This window comes from Lentilactobacillus kefiri (genome assembly GCF_009739535.1).
Lineage (GTDB): Bacteria > Bacillota > Bacilli > Lactobacillales > Lactobacillaceae > Lentilactobacillus > Lentilactobacillus kefiri.
Map to the genome: position 1 here is coordinate 475,251 of NZ_CP029971.1, position 17,233 is coordinate 492,483.

The window sequence follows — 17,233 nt, forward strand, 5'->3', positions numbered from 1 at the left end:
ACGAGGGCTGGGTGACGCGGTTTCTAAGGGTGCTTGAATTGAAGTTCCTGGTTTTGGAACTTTGATTTAAGTATCCTTAGAAGTTAGCGTCAGGCCCGTCGGAACACGTTTAGAGTGTGACTAGCAACGGGTGAGGCGGAACACGTTTAGAGTGTGACGAGGGCTGGGTAGGCCCGTCGCCAAGTATGCTTGGCAGGCTTTTAGCTGGGCGTCGCCCACAGGACTTGGCAGGCTTTCAGCCGGCCGTCGGAACACGTTTAGGTATAACAAGCAACAATGGTGTAAAACTGAAATATTTAAAAGTCCCATCACTGGATTTTACTTATTTGAATTGTACACAGAACAAGAAGCAAGCAGTCGTTGATAAAACGGCTGCTTTTTTTGTTTAAACACACAGTTCTACTAACTAAAACAAAGTGGTCATAAACTTTTTATGGGATGTTGTATTATCACTTATCGGTTATACTACTATTGCAATTAAATAATAAGATAGTATAATCAATTTCAGTAGTGAATTGCTGTACACGGGGATGTATGGAGGGACGATTCACCAAATAAAATATTATGGAGTGTCATCATGAAACGAATCATCAAATTCCTCGTGGCAAGTCAGGCAATCATTCTCATTGCCTTTACTGCCCTTCTCATTGGATCAGCCACTGCTCAGGCCGCACCACAATCAAGTACCGAAATTGCATATGCCAAAAGAGGCAAAGCGCACCACTCAAAACGGCAAGCCAAGAAACCAGCGATCATTGCCAAAAAGACTTCACAGTCACAGCAATCACAGCCGAATTCCATGGTGATAACGCCCGCCAAATACCGTTGGCCAACTAATACCATTACATATAAAATCGATCAAACTTCGGCCTATTATGCAAACATTTGGCAACAGGCGGTTGATGCCTGGAATAGCACCGAAGCGGTCAATTTAATTCCAACAACTGACAGCCATCCGGATATTACCCTGCAGGTGACAACCACGCAGAATTTAAATTATGCCGGGATGACTTTCATCAAATATTTTAATACGACGAAAAACGGCCTCCATATTTTGGCGCCCACTACCTCAACGATTTACGCCAATAACTGCAGCTACTTCAAATACACCACTTCGGAGCGCGTCCATGTTGGGGAACATGAACTTGGCCATGCCCTGGGACTAGGACATTCGACCGATCCCCATAGCGTCATGTATCCATCAATTTGCGATAACACGATTACTTCCGGTGACATTGCCGGCATCAAGCAGGCTTACAAGTAAAAACACTAAAAATCCGCGAACAATTTTACTTGCTCGCGGATTTTTGCATCCATTTAGACTATTTAACTGTCTTCATGAACTTAGGGTTGGCGGCAATATACCCACCGGCTACCCGGTAACGCATGGTGCCGTGCTTGGTAACACTGTTGGCATGTGAGTAGTCAATGCGGTAAACCTTGAATACCTTACCCTTCTTGTAATGCTTGTTCTTGTGGTGCAAGTTAACTGTCTTATAACGGTTAACAGCTTTCTTAGCTTTAACGTACTTAGGGAAGTGCGTCTTGCCCATCTTGATCAACTTCCGGTTACCGGTAATGTAGTGACCATTTGTCAAAACATATCGGGTCGTCAAGTTGTGGTGGATAAATTTCTTAACTTTAAGTACCTTACCCTGCTTGAAGTTACGAACCTTACCAGTCAAGTTGGCTTTCTTATATTCGTTGACCCCACGTGGATTGATCACGGTGATGGTCTTGTGTTTGCTTTGATAATAAACCGGACGGATATAAGCCCATCGTGCGGTAATGTAACCAGTCTTATGACGGTTCTTTGTCAGATGGTTGACGTCACGGACTTTGTACCGCAAGATGCCATTAGCTGAACGGGCATAACCCGTTACAACAAACATTGGACGGTAAACTCGTGGCTTGGATACATAACTGGCTTTACGCTGTGACTTCTTAAAGGTTGGCTTCTGGTAGAGGTACACCTTCTTCAAGGCGTAAACCGCTTCGTTCTTCTTTGCAACATTATCCGGCTCGTTTGGACCTGGAACCGGTGTTGGCGTCGGAGTTGGAGTTGGATTTGGTGTTGGATTAGGATTTGGATTTGGATTTGGCTTCGGTTTCGGATTTGGGTTAGGTGGTGTGACATGCTTGTCATACTTGAAGATAACCTTTACCGGCTTGCCTAAAGCAAAGATTCCGGTTGGTGCGCCAACCGTTGCGGAAAGGAAGTATCCTTCACCCAAAATCTTCTTGGATGCGGTCTTAACGGCATCGATCGTATTAACGTCATATCGATAACCGGTGGTTCCGCTGAAGGCGACATCCTTTGCCAGGGAGTTCCCCGACATATCCTGGAACTTAACAACGCCTTTGACAGTGGCGTCATTTGGCTTTGCCTTATACCATAATTTCAATACGTTATTGTTGGCATTTCGGCTGACCGTGATTGTATGATCTTTACTATCGACTGGGATGTAGTGATCAATTGGAAAATCGGCGGCGTTCTTAGTGAACTTCGAACCAATCTTTTGATCGGCAAACTGTTTTGCGGTGGCAATTTGATGTTCAGTGCCATCCTGGTCTTTCGTCCAGAATTGGAGGTTTACCGGAACGTAAGGCTGCTTGATATTAACAGTTGCCGACTTGGATTCCAGTAAGTTCACATCGTGATCACTGGTCCGGACAATAAAGGTATTAATTCCTGTCGCCTTGTTGGCGATTGAACTGTCCTTGGCAACGCTTGGTACAACTGATGGATAAGTGAAGTTGACCGTCTGATTGATATTCAAGACAGTTCCTGATTTGGATGTGATCCGAATCATCGTGACCTTATTCCAATCGGATGCAGTCCACTTCGATACATCAGAAGTGAAGGTTGCTTTGTAGTTATTCAAGAGCGTCTTGTCAGGCTTGGCAGTTGAATAGGAAACGGTATAACCGTCCGTATCCAACTTAATCGGCCCTGTAATGTGCATTTGAACATTGGAGCCCCGACTGCCATCGATCTTTTCATCACCTGGGTAAGGTAAGACTCCCACGACATCCAAGTAGGTATATGGTGAAAGTCCATCATTGGACATAGTGTCGACATACTCAAGCTTGTCACCGATGAAGGCATTGTCACCAGTATTTCGTACCGGTTCACTCCAAGCATTTGTCTCAGGGTCAAAGACCTTTACTTTATTGACCATGACCAGCTTACGGTCAGGCAGGTAAGTAAAGTCTTTGGTGTCGGAAATGACATTGTCCTTGTTGTTAGTTGATGAATAAATTCCATAAGTGTCAGCGGTCCGTTTTGCATTGCTGTCAACTTGGAAATCAGTCATATTTCCGGGCTTACCATTATTGTTAGTGAAGACAAAGAATGACTGGATATTATATGAACCAGAAATCATCGAACCATCATCAGTTAATGGCACTTGATAGTTGATGGTTCCACTTGATGTTTCAAAACTACTTGGGTTGGTAATGTCGCCAATCACGGCAGTTTTACCTGAACCCGCATAGTTTTGAACGGTTTTGATGTTCTTTAGATTTTGGACATCAGCCGTATCTTTTGAATCATACGAAATGCCATCTGGAACAATGAAAACTACTTTACCGTCTTTGGGTTGCAGTTTATCACTGCCGTTGTTATAGGCATAAACACCCATTTGGGCGATTAACGGCTTACCACCAAGCATTTGAACTGTACCATTCTGATCATTTTGACCAGAAAGACTTAAGCCGTTACCGTCACTGTCATAATCATAATAACCGATGGTTGGCATATCTTGGTTTAAATAGACATAGCCATCGGTACTGAGTGAACCTGTATAGGATGAAAGCTTAGTCTTGGTAAATGTTGCCGTCATAGCGTTGTCATAGTCGCGCTGGGTATTATTACTCTTCTTGAAGGCGTTGATCGTGTCATCAGTCATATGACCGGTAATTTGCAATTCAACGTTTTCAAGCTCGTTTAAACTCAAATCAACTGGAGATTTGAAAGTAACCGTAATATTGGTATAATTTTGCTCATTATATTTCAGCGGTTTGCCAAATTGGACAGATCCAAGTGTTACTTTCTTTTGTGTCGAACCGTCCATATACGTTCCAGTGACCGTATTGTCGTTTAATTCGTCCTGCTTGCTGGAACTTATGCTACTACTGTCAACAAAGGAAATTTCATTAGTTGGATAATCAAATTGTGGATTGTCTTCAACACTGCTCAATGCCATCGAACTAGGCGTCTTGCTGGTGCCATTGGAATTATAGTACCTCATTGGCTGCAATGTAGAAACAACTGGTGTCGATGATTTAATTCTATTGACATCGGATGAAGAGCCAATATCTTGGAACTTCATAGACTTACCGGCATATGGATAAAAGTAATCTGGAGTCGGCGGATTGACATAGGTTTTATCAAGATTCAAATAATAACTGTTTGTCGACACATCCCCGTTAGGACCGGTAGTGGTAGTTGGCAGCTCCACTGAAGTACCTGCTTTATAGCCCTTTGGTACGGTCAATGTAAAGCTACCTAACGATTGGATACTATCTGAACTTGTGGCATTCGTTGTATCCAACGTCACTTTTTGAGTTAACGTATTTTTGGCAGCGTCATACGTCCAATTACCAGCACCGCCCGAAGGGACTTTGTACCCTGCAGGAAGCTTAACAGATACTGTATAATCACCAGGCTCACTATGGTTTGTATAATGGAGACTTGGCAGATAGTCATAATAATTAAATCCGCTTCCATTTACGGATACATCGGTTGCGGCCTTCAAAGCATCATTTGAATCCCAATCACTGGCATCCAAATCCTCAGAGACTCCGGGACCGTACGAGGTTGGATCAGTTGTTTGCGTATGGATGGCGAAGTCATCGGTCTTAAACAGTAACGTATTCTTACTGTCGTAATATTCGCTTGGAACTTTATAGTCCTTATTGTTATGAATCTTGCCAGGCTTTAAAGTTGCGATAAACGGAATCCCGATATGGGCACCACTTGGAACCTTATTCAAGTTCATATTGATAACCCAATCCGTATCCGTTTCGGTGACTTTGGCCGGAGACGACAAGAAATCACTGGATGAAATGTCATTATCTGAGACTTCGTTAAAGATATCCTTACTCAAATAAATTTTGACATGGCCATCGACATAATCCTGCCCGGTTCCTTACGCTTCAATCAAGGCAAGCATGTTGATGGTGTCGCCCGGATAGAAGTTGTTTTCCGTTTTCGGATCTTTAAAAATAGCGGGGTCAAGTTGGACCGTACTATTCTTCAAGATAACACCGGATTCCTTAGTCGATGATGCTGAATCCAAGCTCGGATCATTGGGCACGGCTTTATTCGGATTCGTTGTTGCTTGTGACAAAGTGTTCTGAACTGCCGAAAGCGTTGGTGACCCATTAACTGCTTGGGCATGCGCATTTAGCGATCCAGACAAAAAGACAACTGAAAGAAGAATCATTACAATCGCAAAGACCGACTTCTTCAAGTTGCCTAAAAAAACGCTATATTTCATCATTCATTCCCCCCAGAACAAATTTATTATGCTTACATCCCTGATGATCTATCGTAAAACAGCCATTATGACACGTGTGTCAACCATTTGCGCTCACAATTCCCCTAGCCACTTCACAAGCCTAACTTAACAAATAAGTTATCTTTCCGTCAACCCATTAAAAGTAAGTAAGTAATTGAAACCATTACCGTTCAAGCATTCCGAGACAATAAAAAAATTCAAGTTCGAATTCTGAACTTGAATTTTTTTATTGGCTATTTGATTGTTTTCACAAATTTGGCATTGGCAGTAATGTATCCGCCGGCTACTTGATAACGCATTGCCCCCGCTGTTTAGCCATAAAAAAGATCCAAGCCCAATTAAAGGCTTGAATCTTTTTGAATTTACAAACTTATTGAACTAATTCAATGGTTCAGTTGACTGCATCAACTCAGGTGGCCACAATGCCAACAAGTAGCCGTAACCATCTTGGTCAAAGGCTAAGCTCTCGAACTCACGGCCTGAATCAAAGGCTTGATAGTGAATATCGTTAGCTGAGAAGTTACCGCTTTGAACTTGTGATGTTGGTACTGAAGTTAAAATATCATCAGAAACAAAGTACAAACGGTTATTTGCAGGGTTGACTGCAACACCTTGGTTAGTTGATCCACCACGTTTGCCGACCATTGATGACGAAGCTTGGAAGCTGACACCATTTTCGTCAAGACGACCATAGAAGAACATATAACCACCATTTAACTTACGACCCCAGTAGGCATTACCATCTTTATCAAATGCCAATGTGTGTAACTGAAGGTTGGCACTATCACCATGGTACATCTTGAAGTTGTATTCACGGATTGGCTTCAAAGTGTTTGGATCCATTTCAAGAACCGTGTTGTTGTCATCACGTGAAGCAAGGTCAGTCAAAGTATTATCTTCGGCTAAGTAGATATGCTTGTTCTGTGGGTTGTATGACAATGTTTGACCATGGCCAATATCAACTTCTGGTGACAATTGAGCGGTTTGGGCAATATCAACGTATTTGAACATGTCAGGGTTTTGAGCCTTGGCATCGTCAATTTGACCTTGGTAAGTATCAATCTGTGATTGAATGCCGCTGATCTTAGTATTGTATTTGGCAATCTTAGCTTTGTGCATCTTGTATGACTTCATCCAACGAGCCATCTTCGAAGTAGCTGTCTTCACAGTCTTCTTAGCTTTGGCACGGGTGTTGTATGAATATCTTGAAGACTTGGCAATCTTGTTGTACTTAGCTTTCTTGTTCTTCCAGCTGTAGTACCACTTTTGCGCATTCTTCATGTAGTTGTTCTGGTTATTCTGCCAAGACTTGTTTTGGTTCAAAGTAGTTGTTAATGATTGAACCTTGCTGAATGCACCCTGTAATTGAGCGTTGACTTGGTTGTATTCATCGTTATGAGCCTGACCATCAGTTGTGTATGGGTTGAAGTAATCAAATGCACGCCATAACAACAATACATCCGATCCAACACCTAATTGCTGAAGCTTGGCCATGTTGAACTTAACAATAGCACCTTGGTTAGTGTTGGTACCGTTTGATTCGATGAAGTAAATATTACCGTCACCATCAAGGGTTACACTTTGGAAGTTACCATGTTGGAAGTTGGAAACGTTAAATCCATCTGGCAGGAAAAATTTGGTCTTAAATGTATTACTTTGTGAACTGCCGGCAATTGTGTTGTATGAATTACCGTAGTTGTAACCAGTTGGATCCAGTGAATATTTTGTATACTTTTTACTTACATTCCCCTGTGGCGTCGAGTTGTTGACTACATTGAGTGAATTCTCATTGTAATCTTTCAGCACGTTGCCGGAATTAACTTGCGGAATTGATCCTGCAGAACCAGGATTTGCAATGACATCCGCATTGGCACTCGGTGCGGCAATGCCAAATACTCCGGCAGTTGCAAAGACCAGTGCAGCTGCTAGAGCTAATTTAAAATGTCCTTTCATTCAATCTCACCCCAATTAAATTTTTGCATAATAAAAATGTGTTCACCTTCTATTAAACCGACTTTTACACTAAATCACAAGTTTTATGCATGTTTTTCATCCAAACCTAACATTTGTAATCTGAGGGTAATATGGATTTTATACATTCTTGATACCTAATATTTACACTTAATTTACATTGCCGCGTTACGCTATAAGTGTTAATAGGTAGAGATAGATCCGGGGAGCGGATAATCATGAAAAAGTCGACAATTACAGTATTATTAACATTAATCTTTGTAGCCACAATCGGGGTTTCAGGCGTGGTTGCCCATCATCACAACGATGCGTCGGCATCAAACCCAAGTGAAGTTTCCAAAACATTTAGAGGTGCTTGGTATGGCAATAAAGCCGACATCTATTTCGGTAAGCACAGTGTCAGCTATCATTCAGATCAGACATTTTACGACCGATCAGGAAACTACTTCGTCTTCGGCCCGACATCGTCAAAGACTTGGAAGGCATTTGGCACACCAAATACGTCCGATGTCAGCTTGGCAAGAATAAGCAATCGAAACGTCGCTGGATTTAAGCAGCCAGTCCTTGAAACATATAAAGGAAAGCAGGACGCAACAGCGCCGTACAAAGTTTACTACTATACAAGAAACAACACCGATGTCATGAAGACAATGACGGGTGAAGTAAACCAGCTGCCAAAGGCGGATGTGGAAGGATTTAATTTGGATTAGAGTGTGACGAGACCCGGGAGATGCGGTTTCTAAGGGAACTTTGATTAAAGCCCTGGTCTTGAGGGCTTTAATCAAAGTTTTCTTAGAAGTTAGCATCTGGGTCGTCGGAACACGTTTCGGCTAAATAAAAGTAATAAACAACAACCGTAACTAGAACCCTCAAACCCCCAAAAACTAAAACAACCAAAAAATATTGGAACAGGAATTCATCCTGCCCCAATCTTTTAATTTTATATTCAATATTATTTGATTTTACATTGAGCCCTTTTACACTGCTGAGCCTATTTTGCGCTCACCCATTGCTCGTCACACTCTGAATGTATCATTCATTACCTTCACCGTGCGAAAAATATCATCGCTTTGGGCAATCATTGAAATGACTGAAACACCGGTAACTCCGGTCTTCGGCAATTCAACGATATTTTTTTCGGTAATCCCGCCAATTGCCACAACCGGTAATTGACTGACTTTAACTAATTTTGCCAATCCATCGACACCGATTACAGGATCCGCATCCGCTTTGGAACCGGTTGGAAATACTGGGCCACTTCCAAGATAGCTGATGCCATCGATGTGATTGGCAATATCAATTTGTTCTTTGGTATCACAAGAAAGGCCGACAAACATTTTGGTACCAACCTGTTCAATCACTTTGGTAACCCGTTCGTCCTTTTGGCCCACGTGAATGCCATCCGCATTGGTCTTGATCGCCAGATCGACGTCATCATCGACAATAAATGGAATTTCATAATCACTGCACATCTCTCGAAGGTCGGCCGCCATTTCATCCCTTGCAGATCCGGACAATGATCCTGGACCTTTTTCACGGTACTGAAATGCGGTAATGCCGGCTTCCATTGCCTGCTTGGCAACTTCCTGCAGCGTCTTACTCTTATCTTTGATATCTTGAGTGCCGGCAATGAAATATGCCCGCAGCATATCCGGCTCGAATTTCATTCCCATATTATTCACCGTCCCCTTCAAAGGTTGCCCAGTGATTCAACGGTCCGTGACCATGGCCAACTTGAATCCCATTGGCGATGGTTGCCTGAACGTATTTCTTACCGATTCGAATGGCCGTTTCCACATCAGCACCCTTGGCAATTTCAGCAGTAATACATGATGAAAGCGTGTCGCCGGTTCCGTGAGTTCGAACCGTATCAATTCGAGGAGCGCTGACCCAGAACGATTTGCCGCTTTCAAGCAGGATGAAATCAGAAGATTCCTTTGATTCAGTCTGATGGCCACCCTTGATCAAGACATTTTTAACGCCCAGGTCTTGGAGCTTCTTGGCAGCATCAATCATCTGATCTTTGCTTTCAATCTTCATCCCGGTTAATTCTTCGGCTTCCGGTAAATTAGGTGTCAAAATGTCGGCTAAAGGCAATAATTGTTCACGAACCGTTTTAATGGCATCCTCTGAGAGCAGTCGGGCACCGCCTTTGGCTACCATGACCGGGTCAACGGTCAAAGTACCCAAATCATATTTCTTGAGGTTTTCAACAACCGCTTCAACGGTGGCGACATCCGCAAGCATCCCCGTCTTGCAGGCACGGATCTTTAAATCAGATGCCACTGAGGCAAATTGTTCATCAATCAATTTTTTCGGAATTGGCATGAAATCTTGAACCCCGATCGTATTTTGAGCGGTAACGGCCACAATGACGGCAGCTGAGAAAACGTGCCGCATCTGCATGGTCTTGATGTCGGCCATAACACCGGCACCACCACCGCTATCAGTTCCGGCAATTGTTAAAGTTTGAATTGTTTCGTTTGTCATTATCCTTTGACCTCCGTTAGTTTGTCCTCGGTTTTACGGTGTGACTTGTGACTTGCTGTCTGCCACGTTGCTCGTCACACTCGAAACGTGCTTCGACGGCCGGCTGAAAGCCTGCCTAGCCTACTTGGCGACGGGCCTGAGGCTAACTTCTAAGCATCATTCAATCAAACCCCAGAACCGGGGCTTTAATCGAATGACCCTTAGAAACCGCCTCACCCGTTGCGAGTCACACTCTATTCAAAGTTTGCGTTCTTCTCCACCGTCTTTGTATCAATCAAATGCAATTCATCAATTAACCGCACACCAAATGATCCTGCCAGTGGCTTGTCCATTGCTTTGGCAACCACTTCTCCGGCAACGTCAAAGATGGCCGTTGCTGTTTGAGCTGCTTCAAAATAATCATGTTCAATTCCACAGAAGCAGCCAATCGTGCTGGACAGCATATCGCCTGAACCTACGTGAAGTTTGAACAAATCGGTTTCATTGAAAATTCGGATAACGGCATCACCATCAGTGATAATGTCGGTTTTGCCACTTTCGACAACCACACAATTGCGTTTCTTAGCCAACTTCTTGGCAATTTCTTCCAAGTTACCGCTGCCTTCACCGGCATCAATTCCCTTGGCATTCCACTTAACGTCAGCTAATGCGGCAATTTCACCTGCGTTACCACGAATAACGGCAACATCAATTTGATCGAGCAACTCATTACAACGTTCCTTCCGGTATTCAACTGCTCCAACAGCCACCGGATCAATAATGATTGGCTTCTTGTATTTGTTGGCAAATGCTGTAACCGCACTAATTTGGTCTAGCTGGCCTTCGGTAAATGCGCCCAGGTTGATTGTCACTGAGTCAGCCATTTGAACCATTGGCTCAGCTTCGTTTTTCTCCTCGGACATAATTGGTGATGCCCCTAATGCGTTAATTCCGTTGGCAACATCCTGAACAGTCACAAAGTTTGAAATGTTAAAAGCAATTGGGTTCTTTTTCCGTAATGTATCTAGTAAATCGATTTTCATCTTTTCTTCTCCTTTTTGATTAGTTCTACAAAAATAGGAGCTGAAGACACTTGGTGTCTGCAGCTCCGGGTTGTGGTTGGTTTGTGATTTTTTAGTTGGCTTTCGGTTGGGTGTAAATGTTGGGTGTGATGCTCGCATTTCACCTAGCTGAAACGTGCTCCGACGGACCTGAGGCTAACGTGTAAGTCCAAAATAATTTAAATCCAAACCCAGGATTTTAATTATTTCGACCTTACACACCGCCTCACCCGGTCCTCGTCGCACTCTCTCACTTTCCTACCCCAGTCCTAACTGACAGGTTCCAAGGGTTTCGGCCTTTCAGGTCGGTCTCAGCTGCTTCTAGCAGTTCCCCTAGTGTGGTTCTGATTTAATGGTACTTTATTTAATTAAGGTGGTCAATTGCTATCTGTTTTGACTTGTTTCCCTGTTAACCACCTGTTGAGCATACTTATTCAACGCCTCAAAGAATGCATCCAGGCACTTGTCCGGCAAAATTCGCTTCATCAGCAACGCTGGTCTTGCACCAGTTCCCACTGCGTACCTGGTTTTCGGCCTTCTTGAAAAGACTGCCCGATCCACGGCACGAGCGACGACTCTTGGTGCTGCCGCAAACTTATATGAGATGGCGAAGAACGCTGCCGATCTGCGGGCCAATTTAGCATATGGGCCACTGCCGGAAGCTTCCATCATTCGATCCATTGCGCCATCTTTCCATTCGGATTGAATTGCGCCGGGTTCAATAACCGCCACGTCAATGCCAAATGGTTTCAGTTCCTGACGCAGTGAATCACTGATGCCTTCAACGGCAAACTTTGAGCCGATGTACCAGCTGCCAAGCAGCATGTTACCCAGCTTACCAGCCATTGACGACATGTTGACGATCCGGCCGCTGTGTTGTTTACGCATTACCGGAAGGACCGCCTGAATCATTTTGACCAATCCAAAGACGTTGACCTTAAATTCATACTCGCCTTCAGTCAGTGTCATTTCTTCGACAGAACCAAATGAGCCAATTCCGGCATTATTGACCAGAACGTCAATTCGACCAGTTTGCGCAACAATCTGACTCACCACCCGATCAATTTCATCATGGTCGGTTACATCAAGATGCATTGTGTGAATGCCCAAGTCATCGAGTTCATTCATCGCATAAACCCGACGAGCCAACGCATAGACTTTCATTCCATTTCGATAGAGGTTCTTGGCAATCTGCTTGCCGATTCCTGATGAAGCACCTGTAACAATCGCAACTTTTTGATCCATAGTGATCCCTCCCGAACTTGTCTTAAATTAATTCCAGTATATCACGTTAAAGCGCTCACATGGGCTTTACTCTGCAATTCCAAAAGTGGTAACATGCTAATCAAACATTAATGAAAGGAGCTGACAGTATGGTAAAAATCAGGCCGATTGAAGCTGGCGACGATCCCCGGATGGCAACGATTATTCGTGCTTCGTTAAAATCATACGGGCTCGACATCCCCGGCACTGCCTACTTTGACAAAGAATTAGATCATTTAAGCAGCTTTTACGATAAAAAAGATAACCGGGAATATTTTGTCGCTGTCGATAAATATAATGACGTCCTTGGCGGCAATGGGATCGCTGAATTTGATCCGGTTAACAAGATTGCTGAACTTCAAAAATTGTATATCACAGAATCCGCCCGCGGCCAGCATCTCAGTTACAGGCTCTTGGACACTGCCATGGGGTTTGCCAAAGGCGCCGGGTACAAAACCATTTATTTGGAAACCCATCATTCACTCGTAGAAGCCGTCCACCTTTATCAATCATACGGATTTACCGACTTGGGCCATCCCCTCAACAATGGTGAACACTCCTCGATGGATAAATTCTTTGTACTTAATATTTGATTTCTATAAAATAAAGGTAGAAACACATAAGGAGGATTCAATATGTCATTAACAGATACTTACACCTTATATAACGGAGTTAAGATTCCTCAAGTTGGTTTTGGTACTTGGCAGTCAGCTGACGGTGATGAAGCCTATCACGCTGTGCTGGCTGCTTTAAATGCCGGTTACCGCCACATTGACACCGCTGCCGCATACGGTAACGAAGAAAGTGTCGGCCAGGCAATCAAGGACAGCGGCGTTCCCCGCGAGGACTTGTTCGTCACCACAAAGCTTTGGAATGCCGATCACGGTTATGAAAAGACCAAGGAAGCATTCGGCCGCTCGCTTGATAAATTAGGATTGGATTACGTCAATCTTTACTTAATTCACTGGCCAAATCCAGTTGCCTTCCGTGACAATTGGAAGCAGGCCAACGCCGAATCATGGCGAGCCATGGAAGAATTTTATGACCAGGGAACTGCCAAGGCAATTGGTGTTTCCAACTTCAGGCCGAAACACCTGGATGCCTTATTGGAAACGGCCAAGGTAAAGCGAATGGTCAACCAAATGTTCATCAACCCATCGGACCTGCAGCCGGCAGTCGTTGAATATAACGACGATCACGATATTTTAACCGAAGCTTACAGCCCACTTGGTACCGGCGAAATCTTCAAGATTCCGGAATTGGCAACCATTGGCAGAAAGTACGATAAGACACCGGCACAAGTGGTCCTCCGCTGGTCACTCCAGCACGGATTCCTACCACTGCCTAAGTCAGTTCATGAGAAGTATATCAAGGAAAATGCCGACATATTTGATTTCAACTTATCAAATTCAGACATGAAGACAATTGACGGCTTCCACGGCAAGGCAGGATTGGCAACGGATCCGGATAAGGCGACGTGGTAAGGAGCAGAGTGTGACGAGCAACGGGTGAGGCGGTTTCTAAGGGTCATTCGATTAAAGCCCCGGTTCTGGGGTTTGATTGAATGGCACTTAGAAGTTAGCCTCAGTTGCGTCGAAACACGTTTAGAGTGTGACGAGGACCGGGTGGCCCCGGAGCATAAGGTGATTCGAGCAATAAGGAACGGGCTTAGTTCCTTGTTGATTGAATTAGCTTATGCAGTAGGGGTCAGGTCCGTCGGAACACGTTTAGAGTATGACAAGGCCAAGGTCAGGTACGTCGCCAAGTAGGCTAGGCAAGCTTTCAGCCGGCCGTCGAAACACGTTTAGGTAATGATAAGGACAGGATGTTTCAACCAGTTAACATTCGCCCACTCACCACTAACCCGAATTCCACATCAATTTGAATAAACAATCATTTCAAAAAGGCCAGAACAAAACTTTCACATTTGTTCCGGCCTTCTTTTTATTAGCCCACCACTCCCCTTCACATACGAATTTCACACGTGATGTGCTATCATACTATTAACTAGGAATATTAAAGGTCACAGAAAATAAGGACGGTTCAATGTATAACGATAATAATGAAGTTCACGTAAACGAGGGTGAACAATTAACAATTGATATTAAGCGCATGGGCATCAACGGTGAAGGAATCGGGTATTACGAACGAAAATTAGTGTTTGTACCCGGTGCCCTGCCAACTGAAAAAGTGGTCGTCGAAGTTACCGACGATTTAAATAACTTTATTCGGGCACGCTTAGTTGAAATTTTGACAAAGAGTAAGGATCGAATTCAACCAGTCGACGATTATGCCAATAACGTTGGTGGTTTCGAGCTGGAGAATTTAGCCTATCCAAAGCAGCTGGAATTCAAGCGTGACGTAGTTCGTCAATCCTTGGAAAAGTACCAGCCAAACGGTTACCGCCGATTTAAGCTGTTACCAACTATTGGGATGGAAGATCCAACCCACTACCGAAACAAGGCCACTTTCCAGATTCGAAAAGACGCCGATGGCAACACGATTGCCGGATTATACAAAGCCCGCAGTCATGACGTTGTTGATTTGAAAACTTCTGCCTTACAATACCCATTGACGATGAAAGTCATGCGGGCGATTGTGACGATGATCGATGAGCTTGGAATCCCTGCTTATGATGAAGACATGAATGCCGGCATCATCAAGACGGTGGTTGTCCGGGCAGCAATTGCCACGGATCAGGTTCAGGTAACATTCATCACCCAAAGCAAGAAATTACTCAAGAAGCATCAATTACTCGAACGGATTAAAGCAGAATTACCAGAAGTTGTTTCTGTCATGCAAAACGTCAACCCTGGTAAAACTTCCCTGATCTGGGGAGAAGAAATGATTCATCTGGCCGGCCGGGAAACCATTACCGAAGTCTTGAACGGATTGAAATTTGATTTGTCCGCAAGAGCCTTCCTGCAGGCCAACCCTGAGATGACTTCGATTCTTTATGAGCAAGCCTTCAAAGCACTTGACCTTAAAGGTGATGAAAAGTTGGTTGATGCTTACTCCGGTGTCGGAACGATTGGATTATCCGTTGCCAAGCAGGTTCGAGAAGTTCGGGGGATGGATACCATCGCCGAAGCTGTCGAAAACGCCAACGCCAATTCAGTTCGAAATGGTATTTTTAACTGTTTATACGAAGTTGGAGAAGCTGAAGACCTGTTGCCGGAATGGATTGAAGGCGGTTGGACACCTAATGCCCTGATCGTCGATCCACCACGGACTGGCTTGGCCGACTCACTCATCGACACAATTTTGGACATCGTTCCGAAAAAGTTTGTCTATATTTCCTGTAATCCATCGACTTTGGCTCAGGATCTAGTAAAATTGACTGAGAAGTATAATGTTGAATACATTCAATCAGTTGATTTGATGCCACAAACTTCACGCTGTGAATGTGTTGTTAAATTCAAGAAAAAATAATCAATAATCCGAAAGGAGGTTCCCGATGCAAAATCCATTTGGTAACGGCAACAATGATGATAACAATCAAAACGATCCCAACAATCCAATGGGGTTGCCGATTCCACCAAACTTTGCGACGGTTGTCAATAAAACAAACGGTCAGATTCGAATCGCCAAGGTGGGACCATCATTTACCGCCCTGCTGTTTAATCTCTGGGTGCCAATTTTCAGGTCGGACTGGTACAACCTCCTCTGTATGGCCGGAGTTGAAATTATCGCCGGAATGGCACTCTCACTTGGAATGGGTGAACCTTTCCAAATTGCCTATTCATTCGGTTCATACGGTCTTGGAATCGTTTGGATGCTGATTTACAATATGATGTACTTTAAGCATTTGTTCAACATCGGTTTTGTACCAGCCGATGATCGTTCAAAAGAACTGCTGACAAGCGCGAAATATTGGAAAGAGCCTCAAGATAAAAACAACAATTAAACACAAAAAGTCCTTCAACCATTTAAGTTGAAGGACTTTTTTAATGACTTCAAATGTCAAATTAAGTTAGAAATTTTAGCTGCTCATCAGTGATTTGATTTACGAATGCCTCAAGTGGTGTTTGATAATTGAGACTTTTTCTGGGAATATGGTTCCGTCGACTAGCAACAGCCTGGACAAATTCATCTGATAGCTGGTCCATGATGAGATCATGGTGCAACCCATCCTTACGAAGTAAGTTGTTGGTGTTTTCATTCAACCCACGTTGATTGGGTGCTCCTACAGCGGCAAAGTAAATATTTAAATCAAACTGGTTAGCAATCGTTCGCCAACCGGCGAACTCCTTACCATTATCAAACGTGATGGACTTAAACAAGTGGCGTGGCAGCTTCGTCAACCAGGCTGCTAAACTACGATTGACGTTTTGTGATGACTTGGTATGTGAATTCAAAACAATTGCGACCTTGGTCTGCCGTTCAACCAGTGTGGTTACGGCACCCTGATGGTTTTTGCCTTGAACCGTGTCGCCTTCTAAATGACCGAATTCTCGTTTAAAATTAGGATAGTCCTGATAACGGGTTTTTAAATCTCTGCCCAATTGCCCAGCTTTTCCTCGTCGTTCAACGTACCCATTAGGGTGACGCTGACCATGCATGGGTAAATCTTTGGCGAACAAGCCAAAAGCATCATGTTTGAAAATGCGATATAGGGTTCGTACGCCGCAGCTAAAAGAACGTTCGTGGCGATTAATAATTGTATCTGGTTGCCACCCCGCTTGAATTTTGGCTTGGATATAAACCAGTTCATCAGGGGCTAGTTGAATGGGCTTACGCCCACAATGTTGTTTGTGCCGTCGATAATGTTGTTGGTAATCAATAAGCGTACCGCCAGCGTCAAGAAAACGATAGATGCGATAAACGGTTTCAGCACTCCGGTGGAGTGCTGGTGCTACTCGGTAAGCCTTTTTATTGAGCTTCCAAAAGGAATAAATTGTAGTGAGTTCGTCTATGGTAAGATGAGTATAGGTCATTTGTGAT

Annotated in this window: 14 protein-coding genes; 6 read left to right on the forward strand and 8 right to left on the reverse strand. The window is 43.9% G+C overall.

The annotated features are described in order from the left end of the window. Nucleotides 1-577: 577 nt before the first annotated feature. Nucleotides 578-1,264 (forward strand): matrixin family metalloprotease, encoded by a 687-nt coding sequence (locus DNL43_RS02585; RefSeq protein WP_054769480.1) that lies wholly within the window; start codon nt 578-580, stop codon nt 1,262-1,264. Between the two features lie 58 nt (nt 1,265-1,322). Here DNL43_RS02585 and DNL43_RS12155 read toward each other — a convergent pair whose 3' ends face one another. The 3 genes from DNL43_RS12155 to DNL43_RS02600 all read right to left on the reverse strand — a co-directional run bounded on the left by DNL43_RS12155 (nt 1,323) and on the right by DNL43_RS02600 (nt 7,478). After that, nucleotides 1,323-5,111: a DUF5776 domain-containing protein gene (locus tag DNL43_RS12155; protein WP_056982766.1), complete on the reverse strand. Its 3,789-nt coding sequence runs from the start codon at nt 5,109-5,111 to the stop codon at nt 1,323-1,325. 42 nt (nt 5,112-5,153) lie between these two features. Further along, a complete protein-coding gene (locus DNL43_RS02595) occupies nt 5,154-5,507 on the reverse strand; it encodes a hypothetical protein (RefSeq protein ID WP_056982764.1) in 354 nt (117 codons plus the stop codon). Between the two features lie 396 nt (nt 5,508-5,903). After that, a complete protein-coding gene (locus DNL43_RS02600) occupies nt 5,904-7,478 on the reverse strand; it encodes a hypothetical protein (RefSeq protein ID WP_056982762.1) in 1,575 nt (524 codons plus the stop codon). A 236-nt stretch (nt 7,479-7,714) separates the two neighbouring features. Between DNL43_RS02600 and DNL43_RS02605 the strand changes: the two genes are divergently transcribed. Next, nucleotides 7,715-8,206 carry a hypothetical protein gene (locus DNL43_RS02605; RefSeq protein ID WP_156644981.1) on the forward strand — a complete coding sequence of 164 codons (492 nt, stop codon included), beginning with the start codon at nt 7,715-7,717 and terminating at the stop codon, nt 8,204-8,206. Between the two features lie 306 nt (nt 8,207-8,512). On the opposite strand, the gene thiE is transcribed toward DNL43_RS02605, so the two are convergent. From thiE to DNL43_RS02625, 4 genes are all read right to left on the reverse strand, one after another. Beyond that, entirely contained in the window at nt 8,513-9,169 is a 657-nt protein-coding gene (thiE, locus tag DNL43_RS02610; RefSeq protein ID WP_056982760.1) for a thiamine phosphate synthase, read from the reverse strand. A 1-nt stretch (nt 9,170) separates the two neighbouring features. Then, nucleotides 9,171-9,986, reverse strand: coding sequence for a bifunctional hydroxymethylpyrimidine kinase/phosphomethylpyrimidine kinase (gene thiD / locus DNL43_RS02615; protein WP_056982757.1), 816 nt, complete (start codon nt 9,984-9,986; stop codon nt 9,171-9,173). 233 nt (nt 9,987-10,219) lie between these two features. After that, nucleotides 10,220-11,008: a hydroxyethylthiazole kinase gene (thiM, locus tag DNL43_RS02620; RefSeq protein ID WP_056982756.1), complete on the reverse strand. Its 789-nt coding sequence runs from the start codon at nt 11,006-11,008 to the stop codon at nt 10,220-10,222. A 402-nt stretch (nt 11,009-11,410) separates the two neighbouring features. Beyond that, nucleotides 11,411-12,271 carry an oxidoreductase gene (locus DNL43_RS02625; RefSeq protein WP_054769475.1) on the reverse strand — a complete coding sequence of 287 codons (861 nt, stop codon included), beginning with the start codon at nt 12,269-12,271 and terminating at the stop codon, nt 11,411-11,413. Nucleotides 12,272-12,399: 128 nt separating this feature from the next. On the opposite strand from DNL43_RS02625, the gene DNL43_RS02630 reads away from it, so the two are divergent. From DNL43_RS02630 to DNL43_RS02645, 4 genes are all read left to right on the forward strand, one after another. Further along, nucleotides 12,400-12,882 (forward strand): GNAT family N-acetyltransferase, encoded by a 483-nt coding sequence (locus DNL43_RS02630; RefSeq protein ID WP_056982754.1) that lies wholly within the window; start codon nt 12,400-12,402, stop codon nt 12,880-12,882. A 42-nt stretch (nt 12,883-12,924) separates the two neighbouring features. Beyond that, entirely contained in the window at nt 12,925-13,773 is an 849-nt protein-coding gene (locus tag DNL43_RS02635) for an aldo/keto reductase (protein ID WP_054769473.1), read from the forward strand. Nucleotides 13,774-14,335: 562 nt separating this feature from the next. Next, nucleotides 14,336-15,721 carry a 23S rRNA (uracil(1939)-C(5))-methyltransferase RlmD gene (gene rlmD, locus DNL43_RS02640; RefSeq protein WP_056982752.1) on the forward strand — a complete coding sequence of 462 codons (1,386 nt, stop codon included), beginning with the start codon at nt 14,336-14,338 and terminating at the stop codon, nt 15,719-15,721. Nucleotides 15,722-15,746: 25 nt separating this feature from the next. Then, a complete protein-coding gene (locus DNL43_RS02645) occupies nt 15,747-16,196 on the forward strand; it encodes a hypothetical protein (RefSeq protein WP_054769472.1) in 450 nt (149 codons plus the stop codon). 61 nt (nt 16,197-16,257) lie between these two features. On the opposite strand, the gene DNL43_RS02650 is transcribed toward DNL43_RS02645, so the two are convergent. Beyond that, entirely contained in the window at nt 16,258-17,226 is a 969-nt protein-coding gene (locus tag DNL43_RS02650; protein ID WP_054769923.1) for an IS30 family transposase, read from the reverse strand. Between the last annotated feature and the right edge of the window lie 7 nt (nt 17,227-17,233).

What these genes read in the sequence shown, in the direction of transcription:
- DNL43_RS02645 (WP_054769472.1), top strand. Translation starts at nt 15,747, where the DNA reads ATGCAAAATCCATTTGGTAACGGCAACAATGATGATAACAATCAAAAC.
- thiM (WP_056982756.1), bottom strand. Translation starts at nt 11,008, where the DNA reads ATGAAAATCGATTTACTAGATACATTACGGAAAAAGAACCCAATTGCT.
- thiE (WP_056982760.1), bottom strand. Translation starts at nt 9,169, where the DNA reads ATGGGAATGAAATTCGAGCCGGATATGCTGCGGGCATATTTCATTGCC.
- rlmD (WP_056982752.1), top strand. Translation starts at nt 14,336, where the DNA reads ATGTATAACGATAATAATGAAGTTCACGTAAACGAGGGTGAACAATTA.
- DNL43_RS02625 (WP_054769475.1), bottom strand. Translation starts at nt 12,271, where the DNA reads ATGGATCAAAAAGTTGCGATTGTTACAGGTGCTTCATCAGGAATCGGC.
- DNL43_RS02585 (WP_054769480.1), top strand. Translation starts at nt 578, where the DNA reads ATGAAACGAATCATCAAATTCCTCGTGGCAAGTCAGGCAATCATTCTC.
- DNL43_RS02605 (WP_156644981.1), top strand. Translation starts at nt 7,715, where the DNA reads ATGAAAAAGTCGACAATTACAGTATTATTAACATTAATCTTTGTAGCC.
- DNL43_RS02595 (WP_056982764.1), bottom strand. Translation starts at nt 5,507, where the DNA reads ATGATGAAATATAGCGTTTTTTTAGGCAACTTGAAGAAGTCGGTCTTT.
- DNL43_RS02630 (WP_056982754.1), top strand. Translation starts at nt 12,400, where the DNA reads ATGGTAAAAATCAGGCCGATTGAAGCTGGCGACGATCCCCGGATGGCA.
- DNL43_RS02650 (WP_054769923.1), bottom strand. Translation starts at nt 17,226, where the DNA reads ATGACCTATACTCATCTTACCATAGACGAACTCACTACAATTTATTCC.
- thiD (WP_056982757.1), bottom strand. Translation starts at nt 9,986, where the DNA reads ATGACAAACGAAACAATTCAAACTTTAACAATTGCCGGAACTGATAGC.
- DNL43_RS02600 (WP_056982762.1), bottom strand. Translation starts at nt 7,478, where the DNA reads ATGAAAGGACATTTTAAATTAGCTCTAGCAGCTGCACTGGTCTTTGCA.
- DNL43_RS02635 (WP_054769473.1), top strand. Translation starts at nt 12,925, where the DNA reads ATGTCATTAACAGATACTTACACCTTATATAACGGAGTTAAGATTCCT.